The following is a 15,787-nucleotide window of genomic DNA, read 5'->3' on the forward strand; positions in this document are numbered from 1 at the left end:
CGACAACCAAGTGAATCGGAGTAACCCCCCTGATCATCAAGGGCTCATGACATCAATTTGGGAAATGCCAGTTCATGCCCGAGGGCCCCTGACGCCGATGACAAGAGGGGTAGGCTTCTCGCTGGCTCCCGATGAGATTCCCATGGATCTTATAGGAAAGGCTGTCTGTGATTGCTCGTTTGTTGATGGGAGTTCCTGCCGTGACCGGAGAACGCTCGACACCAACAGGCTGAACAACCTGCGGACACATGACGAGAACGGAGGTGGCGAGGCGTGAATCGTTTTCCGCCACCTTAGTCTCACCCCCAGCTGCGAGTTTTTGTCAGTGGGTGATGCGATGACCGCATCACCGAACGGCGGGATCCGCCCCGGGCCCGCACCAAGTTTTTTTGATCGGAGGGTGATGCGATGACCGCATCACCGAACGGCGGGATCCGCTCCGGGCCCGCACCAGTTTTTTTGATCGGAGGGTGACGCGATGACCGCATCACTTTACCTCCTTTGGCCGGCAAGACGATGCTCGCCGTGTAAGGCGCGACGTTTCCCCGGTTGGATGGGGTGCTTGGCGGACGCCGGAATCTTCGGCATGACGCCCCACTTACCAGGCCCTTCCCGTTCTCACCCCTGAACCGATGCACTTGTCCATGGGTGCGATCCTCAAATGGTTCAGGGTTCCTGCCGTGTTCAGTGCCTCGCCGATTGATGTGGCTTTTTGTTCATTGAGTTTGTCGCTCAAACAGGACATGTAGTCGGCCTAACCCTCCTAAATTTTCTCCGAATTCGTTAATTTACTCGAAATCACCGTCGATAGTGATACCCTTGATGGATAGACTGGAGCATCCACTCTTCCACGCTTTCGGGATTGAGGTCATTGATGCGAGGGCGGATTTGATGTGTGCTTTACCTTCTTCGAAACCAGCCTTCGATCACGGACTGGATCGTTCCCCTACTCAATTGAAGGAGGGGAGAAAACCCCATTCCAGCTCACACCCTCGCGGCTCGGCTGCGGCGGAGAAGCTAGAAATCTCCACGCTGAATGGGCTCCGCGGGGTCATGGCTCTCGTTGTGGCGATCCGCCATATTGAGTCGTTGAGCGTGCCGTTTCACTGGGGTGTGGAGGTCGCACTTTTTCCCTTCCAATATGGACTTGTCGGCCACAACTTGTTCTACGTTCTTTCTGGGTTCGGTCTGACCTTCTCGATGCTCCGCCGTGAGGCATCAGGACGACCGATTTACCTGGCTGAATTTCTGTCGGCACGGTGCGGCCGCCTCCTCCCGCCCTACTATGCCGCCATGGCGCTCTACCTCATTGCTTCCTGGGTTGTGCCCCGCGTCCCCATTGTCGGCGCCGGTGATATTCTCGCCCACGCTGCACTCCTGCACAGTCTGTGGCCGGAGACCCTGAGTACGATCGCTCCGTCACACTGGTCGATGTCGGTGATCTTCCAGTTCTACCTGGTCTTTCCCGTGCTGTACGTGCTCACTGGGAAGTTGGGGCGCTGGCTGACGATCACCGTGACGTTGGTGGCCTGGATGTGCTTTCTCGTGGCGCTCAATGTCGTTACGTTTGGTCAGCACGCCGTCCTCGGCGGCTTCTTGTTCTATCGCCTTCCCCTGTTCATCGGAGGGATGGAGGTCGCCCGCTGGTATTACGCATCTCGGCAGGGAAGCTCCTCCTTCATCTCGGTGCGTTCGTCCGTGGTGATCGCCGCGGGATTGTTCGGTATCTCGTTCGCATGGCGGCTCTGGGGCCCGGCGAACGGAAGTACCCTCTTTAGCATTCCTGCGTACGCGGGAATGGTGGTCGTGGCGTTGGCCTCGGCCGATCGCGACGGGTTGATCCGCCGAATTCTGGTCCATCCGCTCCTCACCTGGCTGGGCACGCTTTCCTACAGCCTCTACTTGACCCACGAACTCGCTTTTATCGGGATCAAGGAAGTCTTCTACTGGCTTGCCCCACGTTCCGGTCTCGTTGCCGACACCGTATACATCCTGGCCTGCCTGGCCCTTGCCGTGGTGGTCTCCTGGTTCTTCTACCGCCTGGTCGAATTACCACTCATTAAGGCGTTTCGGCCGCCCTCCAAAAAGTTGGCCCTCGACAAGCCGGTTCAGGTTAGCGAACGGCCAAGCGTTACGCGTGATCAGCCGATCACGGCATGAGGTTATCCCGGTCTTACCGGGTGAGCGCAGCCCATCGTGCTTCGATGACCCGATTGGCTGCGTCTGGTTCTGGTCGCAGGGCAGAGGTTTGAGCCCGCCGAGTCTCTGGGGACTGGCAGGCTCAAGCCTTTTTTTTCTTTCCGACCGAGACGATCTCCTCGCTCTTCGCCGCCGGTTCAACGGGAAGAGCCCTCCTCCGTGTTCAGGAGATGGCGTTCGAGCCGCCAGGTGCGATCGTCGAGAATGTTGCCGCGAGCGGAGGGATCGGCCTCGGGACCGAGGGTGATGCCGGTCAATCCTTGCACGCGGCTCCGGATTCGCTCGACGTCGTCGAACCAAGGGCGAGGCGCCTCCCAGCGGCGGATCGACCGATCGTAACTCCCGGTCAGGAACCAACGACCGGAAGGGTGGAAGCTCACCGCCGAGACCCGGCCTTGGTGTTTCAAAGGGGGGCCGATCGGCCGGCCGGTCGGGAGGTTCCAGAGCCGGGCAGTCTGGTCATTGCACCCGGTCAGTAGCGTCCTGCCGTCCGGGGAGAAGGCGACCGAAATGACGCTCGCGCCGTGGGGCAAAGGGGGACCAATGGGGCGTCCGGTCTTGACCTCCCAGACGCGTGCGGTGTCGTCTTCACTGCCGGTGGCGACGAGCCGGCCGTCACGGCTGAACGCAAGGCAGTAGATGAAGCCTTGGTGGCCGTGGAGCACCTGCCGGGTCTGTCCGGTCGCAACGCCTTGGGCCACATGCCAGAGTCGCGCCGAACTTCCCTCGGCGGTGACGATCGTTTGGCCGTCGGGTGAGAATCCCAGGGCCATGATCTCCGATTCGAGCGGGAGCGGTGGCCCCATGGGCCGCCCGTTGTACGGGTCCCAGAGGTGGGCGGTCGTGTCCTCGCCGGCAGCCAGGAAGGCCCTGCCATCGGGTCGAAAAGCCACTGTGATGACCGCCCCGGGCAGTTTCAGGGGATGCCCAATCGGCCGGAAGTCGGCCGCATTCCAGAGTCGTGCTGTGCCATCCGAGCCACCGGTCAGGATCGTTGCGCCGTCGGCACTGAAGGCGACCGCCCGGATCTCTCCTCCCTGATGGATTTCCGACGGACCTATCGGTTCGAGGGAGTCAGCGTCGTAGATGCGGGTCGCTCGGCCGGCATCGGCCGTCACGACGGTCCGGCCGTCGGGGGAATACGCCAACGCGAGGAGGCGATCGCCTCCTGTCCGCTTGACCGTGAGCGGCCGCTTGGTCGGTCCGGCCCAGGTCCGGGCGACGGTGTCTCCGCTACCGGTTGCCAGGGAACGGCCATCGGGGGCGAACGCGACCGCGGTGACCGCGCCCAGATGCTCCATAGGCAGTCCGAGAGCCTGGCCCGTGGCCGCCTCCCAGAATCGGGCAGTCCCGTCATCGCCGCCCGTGGCTAAGACCTGACCGTCGGGGCTGAACGCCAGACCGTAGATCTCCGAGCGGTGGGCCACATGGCTCAGGACCTGCTTCTGGGTGGCGGTGTTCCAGAACTGGATGACTCCGTCTTCGTCTCCCGTCGCCAGGACCTTGCCATCGGGGCTGAACGCCAGGCAGTTGACCGCGGAGTTGTGGACCAGCGGAGCGCCGAGGGGCTCCCCCGTGGCTACGTTCCAGAGACGCGCGGTTCCGTTTTCGGATCCCGTGGCGACCAACGAGCCATCGGGGCTGAAGGTTGCCGGATGGACCGGGGCCGGCATGTCCGTCAGAGCCGGATGCAGGGGCTGTCGGGTTGCGGTGTCCCAGAACGAGACCGAGCGTCCGGCGACGATCAGAAAGGACCGGCCGTCGGGGGCGAACGCCACGGTTTCCACCGAACTGGCTTGCACGAGGGGGGCGCCAAGGGGGCGGCAGGTTGCGGCGTCCCAAAGTTGTGCCGTCCGATCGGCACTGCCGGTCAGAATCCTTTTGCCATCGGGGCTGAACACCGCGCTGTTGACGTAGCTCCCATGTTTCAAGGGCTCTCCGAACGCTCGGCCCGTGTTCACGTCCCAGAGGCGGGCTTCGCCCTGAAGTTTTCCCGCCACCATGGCGCTGCTGCCGGTCAGGAGGGTCCGGCCATCAGGAGAGAGCGCCACGGACCAGATGGCGTCGGGATGGACGAACATTTCGCGGAGCGGGATCATCGGCGCGCGCCACGCGTCCAGGTTGCTCAGGATCGTCCGCCGCAGATCGGTTCCGCCGGCCGGAGTAATCGCCAGGGCATGCGCCAGTCGGAGCATGCCGAGGCTGGTCGTCCCCTGCTCGCAGAGTCCGATCCCCTTGTCGAGATCGAGGCTGGCCGCCAGGTCTTCGGAGGCGAGTCGAACACCTTGCTCACGCTGCCAGGCCCGATGGACGACCACCGTGGCGATCGACATGACGACCAGGAGGCCGGCCAGCACGGCCGCGGCGGCGCGAACCCAGGCCCGATGCCGTCGTGACCACCGCGCCAACAACGCGAGCCGCGACTCGGGTTGAGCCGAGACGGGCTCGTCGGCGATCCAGCGTTCAATGTCCTCGGCGATCGAACGTGTCGACGGGTAGCGATCTTCGGGCCGTAGCGACATCGCCTTCAAACAGATGGCTTCGAGGGCCGAAGGAATCGGTCCCAATCCCACCGCCGAAGGGGTACGGAAGTCCCCCCGCTGGACCTTCGTCAGAAGGATGCCCGCGGGGGCGTGATCGAAGGGGGCCTGACCTGTCAGTAGATAGTAGAGCGTGGCTCCCAGGTTATAGATGTCGCTGCTCGGGCCCAACTCTTCGAGACGTCCGGCCGCTTGCTCGGGGCTCATGAAGGCCGGGGTTCCCACGGCCGATCCCGGCAGCGTTTGATCGCTTGCCGAATCGGTGATCAGTGCGGCCATTTCCCCCGTGATCGCGGTTTCCGCCGCGTCGCGACCCATGAACTTGGCCAGTCCCCAGTCGACGACGAGCGTCTCGCCGTGCAACCCAAGCATGACGTTGCTCGGTTTCAGGTCGCGATGGAGGATTCCCCGGCTGTGCGCATAGTCAATCGCGTTGCAGACGTCGTTGAACCGGCGAAGCAAGCCCAGCAAGGCGACTGATCGCTCACCGGCCGCATGAATCGGTTCGACGGATGAGTGGAATCGATCGATCGCCGCGGCCAGGGTCTCCCCTTCGATGAACCGCATCGCGTAGTAGGGGCGGCCGTCGGCCGATTGGCCCAAACCATAAATCGGCACGATTCCAGGGTGCTCGAGGTTGCCGGTGATCTCCGCTTCACGAATGAACCGAGCCCGGTTCGATGGGTCATCGGCCAGCCGTTCTTGGATCGATTTGAGAGCGACCTCTCGACCGAGTTCCTCGTCGCGAGCCACGAAGACCTCGCCGAGCCCCCCTTTGGCATGCGCTCGGATCAGGATGTAGCGACCTCTTGCCTGCAATAAGGCGTCTGTCGGCTCCTTCTGGGGCCGGTTGGCGGAGAGGTCGGTCTGACCACTTTGATCCACTGTGGCGAGAGGGTCATAGTCGTCCCGTTGGGTATCGGCCGAGGCCATGATCGCCAACTTTCACCGCGTTCATCGCGGTCTCTTTTTTTTTGGTTCTCTCTGAGAAACAGGGTCCGTGGATTCATCCGCCGATCGCCGTGGTGGCACTCTCAGGAAGCCAGGGTGCTCGCGCTCCCCTGGCTCGCCTGGAATGGGAATCACTCAGGCGAGTGAGGTGCATCGGCTCCCTTTTTCCTCGTTCCCAAGCTAAAAAAAAAATGAGCGGACGGGCCCGATCGTCACGACGCATCGGATGCGGTCGACGAGGACTCGCCCGACCCGTTTGACGCACTGGGGCGGACCTGGAAATCGATGACCAGGGGAAGGTGGTCGGAGGCACGTTTGGCGAGCGGCGTCCGGATAACGCGGGCATGGTGAACCACGATCCCGCCCCGCGCGAACGCCTTGTCCAGGGAGACGACCGGGAAATAGGCGGGGAAGGAGCGAAACCGCTCGTGGGGGACAGTCAATTGCTCGAACCCCTGAGTCGCAAAGGCCATCCGGGCGAGCGTGTTTCGCCAGTCGTTGAAGTCGCCGACAATCAGGGTCGGCAAGGTGGCGGACTCGCGAAAGCAGTCGTGGTCCAGCAGGTGTCGGACCTGCCAGTGACGCTCGCGCTCGGCGAGCCCGAGGTGCCAGTTGACCAGGTGCAGAGGGCCTTCAGGCGTTTCGACGATGGCGATCTGGGCGCCGCGTGGCTTTCTGCGCCTCTGGCGGAGCGAAATCTGGTGGGTGTGGCGGAACGCCCAACGCGACAGGACGAGGTTGCCGTACCCCCCCGCGCCGAGGTGGACGTTGAGCTGATAGATATCGGCCACGGATTGAATCGCCTCGGCGAGCTGCCGCGGTTGGTCGTCGTGTCGGGTGCGCCGGACATTCAGGTCGACTTCCTGAAGGCAGATCAGGTCCGGTTCCTGCTCCGCGATGACCCGAATGATCCGGTCGATCCGGTAGCGTCGGTCGCGGCCCCCGATACCTTTGTGGATGTTATAACTTAGCACTCGCATGGATCGCCGCGTCCTTCACCGCCCAGATCGTTCCATTGAATCGCCCCCGTACCGCCTCCTCGTGGATGAGACCCGGTCAGTGGGGCCAATCTCCCGAGAAGACCTCGGTGGCCGGTCCCGTCATGAAGACTGATTGGCCCTCGCCGGGCCATTCCAGTTCGAGGTCGCCGCCGGGCAAATGGGCGACGATCTTGCGGTCGGTCCGTCCGGTCAGGACTCCCGCAACACAGACGGCACAGGCGCCGGTGCCGCAGGCCAGGGTGATCCCGGAACCACGTTCCCAGGTTCGCATCCGGACCTCGCCCGGTCCGACGACCTCGACGAAGTGGACGTTGACTCGTTTCGGGAACGTGGGGTGATTCTCGAGCAAGGGGCCCACGCGTTCGACCGGGAACCGCGCGACATCGTCGACGTAGACCACCGCGTGAGGGTTGCCCATCGAGACGGCCGTCACACCCAACGACTGCCCGTCGATGGTGAGGGGAGCGTCAACCACGGGCGCGCCCGGCAGCGTGGTCGGGATCTCGGCGGCTTCAAGGATCGGGGCTTGCATGTCGACACGGACCCGTTGCACCTTGCCCTCCTCAACCTCGAGGTCGAGCGTCAGCACGCCGCGTCCCGTCTCGATCGTCACCTGGGGGCGACGTGCGATTCCGTGGTCGTGGACGTATTTGGCGACACAGCGGACGCCGTTGCCGCACATCTCTCCTTCGGAACCGTCGGCGTTGAACATGCGCATCCGGGCGTCGGCTTGTTCCGACGGGAGGATCATGATCAGGCCGTCCGAGCCGATCCCGAAATGGCGATCACTCACCGCGATCGCCAGCGCACCGATGTCGGCGGGCGCCTTTTGGTCGAAGGTACTGACGTAGACGTAGTCGTTGCCGAGCCCGTGCATCTTCGTAAATTTCATGGACCGGGACACTCCGATTCAAACCAGGTCACGTCGCCCGGCAATGGGGCGGCCGCGTATTCGAGATGGATCACCCGCCTTCGGCCCGAGGCCTCGGCGGGGGAAGAGGCGTGCAGGATCAAGGGACGCATCAGGAGCGCTCCACCGCGAGGAACGAGACAGGTCTGCGGGGGCACTCGCGTCAACCACTCCCGGGTCGCTTCGGCTCCGAGCCTGCCCGCGGCGTGTGATCCCGGGACGACCCGCAAGGGCCCGCGCTCGTCGTCGCTGTCGTCCAGGTGAACTCGCACGGTCAACATTTGCTCCAGAACCGAAACCGGAGGCTGAACGTGGGGGATCCCTCCCTTGACGGTCCAGGGGCCATACCCGGCCGTTTCGGTCCGGGCTTTCACCGCGATCGTCAGGTCCTGGTGCCAGGGGACCCCCCAGTTTGCCGCAGGGGTCTTATCGAACAGGAGACCTCGAACCACGAAGGCCCCCGGCCCGAGGATGGCCCGGGTCAAGCGGATCATTGCCTCCGATTCGGCAAGCTCACGACTGGCGGGTAAGAGGCTGAGGACGTTCCGCATGGCGTAAACGTTTCCCCCGCGCTCCAGGACCAACCCCTGCGGTGGGATCGCGTCGATCGCGTTGATCAACTCCGAGACGACTCGGGAATCGATGACGTCAGTCACGATCGCAAACCCCGCGCGTTCGAGAACGCCGGGCAACTCTGCGTAGCGGCCATTCGTTGCGGACAATCGGGCCGAAATCTCCGGAACCACCTGTCGCGTTCCTCCTTTTATGAGAAAACGTTAACAGAGGGATGCGTCGTCGTGCAACCGGCCTGGATCTCATTCGACGGAACCGCTTTGACGGCAAGGCTCTTGTTTCCAGAGGCCATCCGGGTCTACTCTTTGAACAGGAAACCCGATTGTTTTCCCTGCTTGAGGTGCCTAATGCTGGGTGTGGCCGCGCCGACGCCTTACGACTTGCGCTTTCGTCTGCTCGGCATTCCCGTTCGCGTTCACCCCTTATTCTGGCTGGTCATGGCCGTTCTGAGTGGGGGTGAGAACCACCTGCCCAAGGTCCTCATCTTCATCGGATGCGCGTTTCTCTCGATCCTGGTCCACGAGTACGGTCATGGCCTGGTGTCCCGGTTCTACGGCTATCCGCCGGCCGAGATCGTTCTCTTCTGGATGGGGGGGTATTGCGCCTGCGATCTGGGCCGGCAACGCCCCTCGCAACGCCTGGCTGTCCTCGCCGCGGGCCCTGGATCAGGGTTTTTGCTCCTGGGCGTGGTCTTTCTTGTAGGCCAGCTCTTCTTCGGGATCAGCTTTTCGGATGACCTGGAACTGATCCGAACGATGCTCGGTCTCAGCTCAGGCCGGAACTTGAGCATGGCCTACTTCATGCTCCCAGAAACCGTGAGGTCGATCTTCTGGGTCCTGACGGCCATCAACCTGATGTGGGGCCTGCTCAACCTTCTGCCGATCCTGCCCCTTGATGGCGGCCGGATTACCGAAATCCTCCTGACGATGTTCAGCCCACGGCAAGGCATGCGGTGGGCCCACGTGGTCTCGCTCCTCACGGCGGGTGTGCTCGCCTTGGTCTTCTTTCGGTGGAATCAGACCGGCGCCGGCATCTGGTTTGCGTATTTTGCGTTCCAGAACTACCAAGTCCTCCAAACACTTCACCAGGCGGCGAAGTATGGCCTGATTGAGGATGATGCCGACTGGTGGAAACGCTGAATCTCAAGCAAGGGTAGTCCGTCGGGGAGTGGGATCAATAACCGCTCTCGGGGTGCGAATGTGTCTTGAGGTGGTTCATGGTTCCAGGGGTTCTCGTTGGGATCGCCGTGGTGGCCCTGATCGCGACACTTGTGGCATTGGATCGCACGGGGTTGCTGGTCGGCCCCGGGTCGAACGGATTTCTGATTCGGTCTCGGACGAACGGATTGATTGATATCCGGGGCCGCGTTCCCAGGAGCAAGGTACTTGAGATCAAGGAGTTCTGCACCCAGGACCTCGCTTCTGATCGTCCGTTCACGATTCGAGGGAACTGGGGGGCGGGGAAGATTCTGACACTTCGGTATACGGGGGGCCTGAACCCCGCGCAACAACAGCGGGCCCGGAACTTCCTGATCCAATGTCTTGACTGAGCAACACTTAAACCAAAGAATGTCGGCCGTTGGGGTGCGCTCTTTCCTTCCACGGTGCGTTGGTCAACAATTCAGTGCCACGGCTGCGCGGTCTGCCCTGGATTTGAGACGAGAGTTTGGTCGGATTCCCTCGCTATCCATTAAGTCGATTTTTATGCGACCCAAGAAGAAAACCACTCGCACGTCGAAATCAGATCGTCCTTCAAATCCTGCCACGTCGCCCGACCCCGAATCGGTCGCGGAGGATGTCGCGGCGACGGGACGCGCCCTGGTCTTGCCCGACCGTCCTGAAGGGGCGCCGGTACTGCCCGCGCGGCTCCCATTGCTGCCGCTTCGATCCGACGTCGTGTTTCCCCAGACGGTTGTTCCGTTGGTGGTCAACCGGCCCGGTGGGATCAAGCTGATCGATGAGGTCCTCGGTGGCGATAAGATGATCGGCCTGGTCACCCAGCGCCATCCCGACACCGAGGAGCCGGGGATTGAAGACCTGTATCCGACGATCTGCGTCGGAACCGTCTTGAAGATGCTGAAATTCCCCGATGGCTCTACCCGGATCGTCTGCCAGGGGCTCTACCGTGCCAAGCTGACGAAGGTCGAGCAGCTCGAGCCGTACCTCATCGGGCAGATCGAGCCGTGTGACGACGTGGTGGCCGAAGGGGTCGAGCTCGACGCGCTGGTCCATCATGTGAATCGTTTGTTCCAGCGGATGGTCGATCAGAGCCAGCAGGTTCCTGAAGAGCTGCAAGTCGCCGCGATGAACACCAGGGAGCCCGGCCGGCTGGCTGACCTGCTTGGTTCCAGCCTTCCCTTTTCGATCGAAGAGAAACAGAAGCTCCTGAGTGAGATCGACGTGCGCGCCCGGCTGGAAAAGCTCGGCCAGTTCCTCTCACGCCAGCTCGCGGTGCTCGAACTCTCGAGCAAGATCCAGGAGCAGGTCGGGTCGGAGATCACCAAGGCGCAACGCGACCACTTTCTCCGCCAGCAGATCAAGGCGATCCAGGAAGAACTGGGCGAGGGCGAAGGGGATAACCCCGAGCTCGACGAGCTCTGGAAGCGTCTGAAGGCGGCGAACCCGCCGGACGACGTCCTGACCGAGGCCGAGAGGGAGATCGAGCGGCTCGCCGGGATGCATCCGAGCTCGGCGGAATACTCGATCGTGCGGACTTATCTCGACTGGATGGCCATGCTCCCCTGGTCCAAGTCGAGTCGCGACCGTCTCGACCTGCGACGGGCGAAGAAGGTCCTCGACACGGACCATTATGACCTGGAGAAGGTCAAGGAGCGGATCCTCGAGTATCTGGCGGTCCGCAAGCTCAAGAAGGATATGAAGGGGCCGATCCTTTGCCTCGCCGGGCCTCCCGGCACCGGGAAGACTTCGCTGGGCAAGAGCATCGCCAAGGCGCTGGGCCGCGAGTTCGTCCGGATCAGCCTGGGCGGGGTCCACGACGAGGCGGAGATCCGAGGGCATCGCCGTACCTATGTCGCCGCGATGCCCGGCCGGATCCTGCAAGGGATCCGCAAAGGGGGGACCAACAACCCGGTCTTCATGCTCGACGAGGTCGACAAGCTCGGGTCCGACTTCCGGGGTGATCCCTCGGCGGCCCTGCTGGAAGTGCTCGACCCGGAGCAGAATGCCACCTTTCGTGACCACTATCTCGACGTCGATTTCGACCTGTCGAAGGTGATGTTCATCGCCACGGCCAACATGCTCGAGACGATCCCAGCCCCCTTGCTCGACCGGATGGAAGTTCTCCAACTCCCCGGTTATAGCGAGGAGGAGAAAACGCTGATCGCGCAGAAGTACATCATCCCCAAGCAACTCGATGCGCACGGGCTGACGGCGGGTGACGTCGTCTTTTCCGACGAGGCGGTCGGCAAGATCATCGCCGACTACACCCGCGAGGCCGGGCTGCGGAATCTCGAGCGTGAGATCGCCTCGATCTGCCGGAAGGTCGCGCGGAAACGGGCCGACGGCAAGCGAGGGCTGACGAAGGTCTCCCCCGCCCAGGTTCCCGAAGCGCTCGGACCCCCTCGCTACTTCCGCGAGGTGGCCGACCGGACCGGAACCCCAGGGGTGGCCACCGGCCTGGCCTGGACACCGACGGGAGGCGAAATCCTCTTTATCGAGGCCACCGCCATGCCCGGTAAGGGCGGGTTGACTCTGACCGGTTTGCTCGGCGAGTCGATGCGGGAAAGCGCTCAGGCGGCCATGAGCTACATGCGGAGCCACGCCAAGTTGCTCGAAATCGAGGCCTCTTGGTTCACCAAGAACGACGTCCATATTCACGTGCCGGCGGGGGCGGTGCCCAAGGATGGCCCGTCGGCCGGAGTGGCCATTTCCGCGGCCTTGATGAGCCTGGTCCGCAAGAAGGCAATCCATCAGAATCTGGCGATGACCGGTGAGGTCACGCTGACCGGCCGGGTCTTGCCCGTGGGTGGGGTCCGCGAGAAGATCCTCGCCGCCCGTCGCGCAGGGATTCTCTCGGTCCTGATTCCTCGGCACAACGAGAAAGACCTCATCGAGCTTCCGGCGGAGGTCAAGGCGGACATGACCTTCCACTCCGTCGATACCCTTGACGACGTCGTGCCCAGGCTTTTCCCTAGCGAACGCGGGTCCAAGAAAACAACCTCGTCCCCCGGAAAGAGTGCCGGGTCCTCGCGTGCCCTTCCGACGGCACGCGACCGAAAAGCGGATCAGGTGGACAAGCCGGCCCGCCGGCCACGGTCGGCCTGATCCGAACCGTGGATTGGGGGGGAATTGTTTCCGATCTCATGCGAGGGATCTCGTCCGTGACGAGATCCCTTCGTTCACTTGACATCCAAGGTTGTCCTGCCGATATCATGAGCAGGTCGGCGTTGATCGATCACGTCTTGAACTCTCGATGAGCGAGTCGCCATTGCAGGGGTTGAGTTGAGCGTGAGACTTTGTCGTCACAGGTCAGGCCTCTGGTCCCTGTTGATCGCACTCGCGGCCCTCGGGTCAGGGCTCGAGGTCGTTCCCGTCCCGATCCTCGCGGCGGCCGGCTTCTTTGCGCCGGCGTGTGAGGAACTCGACGCAACCGATAGTGAAGGCGAACGCGATGAAACGCCCGATGACCTGAAGGATTCGAACTGGTTTTTGATCCAACTCGCTTCGCGTCGTGATCAGCGATCGCGTCGTGTTCTTCCGCCCGTCTATGCCCGCGCTTCGTGGCTGGGCTCGAAGGGGACATCCCACCTTCTACCGACACCATGGGGGATCGAGGTCCCCCTCTCGGTTCGACTCTGCCGGTTCATGTGCTGAGCCAGACCCTTTGATCCTCCCCTCCTCCTCTTTTTACTAGGGGCGTCCCCGAGCGGTCGCTCCTCGCAAGTCACAACCCCTTTTTTTGAAGTCGTCGGACCGCGCACCGAACGGTGCTGCGATCAAGCCCGACCGTTGCGCGACGCGTAAGTCTCGCCTTGGCGAGCGTGCGTCCGGTCTGCTCAGCGCATCTGGTCCGCGCAATCCGTTGGCAAATCCCTGGGTGTCCGGTCATCGGGAGCGGAAGCGATGAATCATCAGAAGTCAGATCGAAGTGATCGTGAAGGGTTCTCGAATTCCATCGTGTCTCAGGAGCGGGACCGGATCAACGGCCAGCGCTCCCTCGAACGAATGGGTCTCGTGTCGTTCGACCGGCCGCGGAGGAACCCGTACTGGGACCTCGATATCCTCGGCCTGATGCGTGTTCCCCAGCGGGAAGATCGGACGTTGGTCCTATCGGCGATTGAAGATCGGGATGCTTCTGGCGTGAGCCGGGAAACGCCTTGGCCGGAAGAGAGTCCCCGCTCTTCGGAAGGTCCTAAACCGTTGCTGCTCTGATCAGGAGGATGCGACCAGTCAGTATCAAGGAAGTTCCGCCTTCTTGCTTCTGCAAGCAGAAGGCACGGTCGGGCAGAATCAAGGAAGCCCCCCCTGCCCGGCTGGTCAGCGCTCATGAGGTGACCGTCAGGCAGGATCAAGGGGAGGATCACCCCTTCAGATTGCCCGGCGGTCCGAGAATCAAAAGGGAAACGGCCGGACAGAATCGGGAGGATCTCCCGCTCTGCCCGGCCGTTCGATGGTTTCAAGGCTCAAGGTTGGGCCGCGCTTATCGGGCGCGAAGTCGCCAGCGACGAAACCCGCTCAAGACCGGAATTTCTTCGCGGGAGCGCAGGAGCACCGACTCCGACGCCATGACGTCGGCGAGGGTTTCGACCAGGATGTCGTTCTCGGCGGGGTTCCTCACGCAGAACCTGAGATGGCCTCGGGTGTGATGCTCCTGTCCTGGCCCGGTCACGACCGAGCCGATCTCGAGCCCACGATAGTTGGAACATTCCCGCGCGAAGATACCGCGACGGGCCAAGGCATCCTGGAGCTGAGGTGAGGTCCAGGGGGTGTCGACCAGGCTGCAGACGACGAAATTCGGCATCGGCGGCGCGAACGACGGGCGTTGCCGGCCCGGCCAGAGCGGCCGGACGCCGGGAAGATCCCAGAGTCGGTCGGTGAGCCGTGCTGACTCGGTCCGGATCAGTTCCACGGTCCGACGCAGGTAATCGCTGTCGTCCACGGCTGCGATCGCCGCGACCTCGGCGGCCGTTGTCACGGTCCAGGGCTGCTGGCTCCGTCGGAGCATCGCCACGATGTCGGGCGAAGCCACGGCATAACCAATTCTCAGCCCGGGGAAGGCGTAGATCTTGGTCATCGACCGCAACACGATGAGGTTATTGCGGGTGCTTGTCGCACCGATCAGGGTCCGCTTCGCCTCGTCGGGCAGAAACGGCAGGTAGGCCTCATCGACGACCGTCATCAGAGACGGCGAGCGATCGACCAGGTTGAGCAGGCGAGTGCGGTCCCAGGCGCGGCCGGACGGATTGTTCGGGTGGCCGGTCCAGAAGACTCCTCGCTTCCCTTCCGGGAACGTTTCCTGGGCCCACCCGAGCACGTGCTCGTCCCAGATCTTGGTGCGCATCCCATTCTGGGCCGAGGTCCGGCGATATTCACCGTAACTCGGCTCAACCAGGTGGGCAGCCGGGGGTTTGGGAACGCCGAAACTCCGCCTGCGGCGGCCGGCGGTTTCGCGCGCCATCTGACCAATCAGATTGATCAGCTCAGTCGTGCCTGCACCGACGATAATTTGGTCGGTCGGCACTCCATGAAATTCGGCCAGTCGCTCCACGAGCCGGGGTGAGTTCGGCTCCGGATAGCGATCAATGGTCTCGGTGGCCGCTCGAACGGCGGCGACGGCCACTGGGGGCGGCCCCAGGGCGTTCAATGGGGCGGAAAAGTCCAGAAGCGGCCGGTTCCCCAGCTTGAGCCGCGCCCGGATATTCGCCTGATTTCCGCCGTGTTGGATGGGGTTCTTCGCTCGGTGGTCTACCATGCGGTTCGATCGATGAGGAACTTAGGAATAAAAGAGGGTCCCCATACTTATACGACGGCCTGTTGACAGCGGACCCGAGGTTGCCGGCGCCGGCCGAGTTCTTCCGTGGAATCGCTTGTTCGTGCCGAATGCGAAGGATTTCTCGATCGGTTCGGAACCTGAGATTCCTCAGAAGAACGGTCGAATATAACCGCCCAGAGCTCCGTTGCAAGAGCCTGCACCCACGGATTGTTAAGCAAAGGGTCACATCGTCTACATTAACCGACCATGAATCCCGCTTGAAAATGAGCCTGATCCGCCACGCGAACAACCTCGAAAAAGTGGATCCCGAACTCTGCAAAATGTCGCCAGCCAACCGGCAAGAGCTGCCCCGAGATCCCGGGAACCGCCCCAGTCGAGGACGACTGAATAGCTCGCAGACTGGCGGAAACCGGCTGGAAGGGGATTTGTCTGTGCAGATGTGCAGTTTTTTGTCCGACGAACCGGCCGTTTGATCGTTTTCCCGCTGGGGCAATGCGTTCACGCAAGTGTATTCCCGACCGCGCACCGACCGACCTCGGCCGGCCAAGCCGCTTACGCATCGACGAAGTCCTGTCTGGCGATCACCGATGTGCCCGACCGGGCTCGAACCGGCACCGTCCGCCTCACAAGCGGGCATGCTTCCGATTACACCACGGGCACAG

At 62.6% G+C, this 15,787-nt stretch carries 11 protein-coding genes and 1 tRNA gene; 6 read left to right on the forward strand and 6 right to left on the reverse strand.

The window, feature by feature from the left end; all coding sequences use genetic code 11:
* Positions 1 to 1,053: 1,053 nt before the first annotated feature.
* A complete protein-coding gene (locus tag V5E97_RS30130) occupies positions 1,054 to 2,160 on the forward strand; it encodes an acyltransferase family protein (RefSeq protein ID WP_406695263.1) in 1,107 nt (368 codons plus the stop codon).
* 176 nt (positions 2,161 to 2,336) lie between these two features.
* Here the strand turns inward: V5E97_RS30130 and V5E97_RS30135 are convergent, their stop codons facing one another.
* The 4 genes from V5E97_RS30135 to V5E97_RS30150 form a co-directional block, all read right to left on the reverse strand.
* Positions 2,337 to 5,672, reverse strand: coding sequence for a protein kinase domain-containing protein (locus V5E97_RS30135; protein ID WP_406695264.1), 3,336 nt, complete (start codon positions 5,670 to 5,672; stop codon positions 2,337 to 2,339).
* A 230-nt stretch (positions 5,673 to 5,902) separates the two neighbouring features.
* On the reverse strand, positions 5,903 to 6,670 hold the full coding sequence (locus tag V5E97_RS30140; protein WP_406695265.1) for an endonuclease/exonuclease/phosphatase family protein: 768 nt from the start codon (positions 6,668 to 6,670) through the stop codon (positions 5,903 to 5,905).
* A 76-nt stretch (positions 6,671 to 6,746) separates the two neighbouring features.
* Positions 6,747 to 7,583 (reverse strand): diaminopimelate epimerase, encoded by an 837-nt coding sequence (dapF, locus tag V5E97_RS30145; protein WP_406695266.1) that lies wholly within the window; start codon positions 7,581 to 7,583, stop codon positions 6,747 to 6,749.
* On the reverse strand, positions 7,580 to 8,323 hold the full coding sequence (locus V5E97_RS30150; protein ID WP_406695267.1) for a phytanoyl-CoA dioxygenase family protein: 744 nt from the start codon (positions 8,321 to 8,323) through the stop codon (positions 7,580 to 7,582). Before V5E97_RS30150 ends, dapF begins: the two co-directional genes overlap by 4 nt.
* Positions 8,324 to 8,521: 198 nt before the next feature.
* Here V5E97_RS30150 and V5E97_RS30155 point away from each other — a divergent pair, with 198 nt between their 5' ends.
* From V5E97_RS30155 to V5E97_RS30175, 5 genes are all read left to right on the forward strand, one after another.
* Positions 8,522 to 9,313 carry a site-2 protease family protein gene (locus V5E97_RS30155; protein WP_406695268.1) on the forward strand — a complete coding sequence of 264 codons (792 nt, stop codon included), beginning with the start codon at positions 8,522 to 8,524 and terminating at the stop codon, positions 9,311 to 9,313.
* A gap of 77 nt (positions 9,314 to 9,390) precedes the next feature.
* On the forward strand, positions 9,391 to 9,723 hold the full coding sequence (locus V5E97_RS30160; protein WP_406695269.1) for a hypothetical protein: 333 nt from the start codon (positions 9,391 to 9,393) through the stop codon (positions 9,721 to 9,723).
* 154 nt (positions 9,724 to 9,877) lie between these two features.
* Entirely contained in the window at positions 9,878 to 12,457 is a 2,580-nt protein-coding gene (gene lon / locus V5E97_RS30165; RefSeq protein WP_406695270.1) for an endopeptidase La, read from the forward strand.
* 183 nt (positions 12,458 to 12,640) lie between these two features.
* The gene (locus tag V5E97_RS30170; RefSeq protein ID WP_406695271.1) at positions 12,641 to 13,006 is read left to right on the forward strand and encodes a hypothetical protein; all 366 of its coding nucleotides are present in this window, start codon (positions 12,641 to 12,643) and stop codon (positions 13,004 to 13,006) included.
* A 249-nt stretch (positions 13,007 to 13,255) separates the two neighbouring features.
* Positions 13,256 to 13,564, forward strand: a complete 309-nt coding sequence (locus V5E97_RS30175; RefSeq protein WP_406695272.1) for a hypothetical protein — start codon at positions 13,256 to 13,258, stop codon at positions 13,562 to 13,564.
* Positions 13,565 to 13,832: 268 nt separating this feature from the next.
* Here the strand turns inward: V5E97_RS30175 and V5E97_RS30180 are convergent, their stop codons facing one another.
* Positions 13,833 to 15,104 carry a pyridoxal phosphate-dependent aminotransferase gene (locus V5E97_RS30180; RefSeq protein ID WP_406695273.1) on the reverse strand — a complete coding sequence of 424 codons (1,272 nt, stop codon included), beginning with the start codon at positions 15,102 to 15,104 and terminating at the stop codon, positions 13,833 to 13,835.
* A 609-nt stretch (positions 15,105 to 15,713) separates the two neighbouring features.
* Positions 15,714 to 15,785, reverse strand: a tRNA-His gene (locus V5E97_RS30185).
* Positions 15,786 to 15,787: the final 2 nt, after the last annotated feature.

Source organism: Singulisphaera photorubra, assembly GCF_045290345.1.
In the GTDB taxonomy this organism is placed as follows: domain Bacteria; phylum Planctomycetota; class Planctomycetia; order Isosphaerales; family Isosphaeraceae; genus Singulisphaera.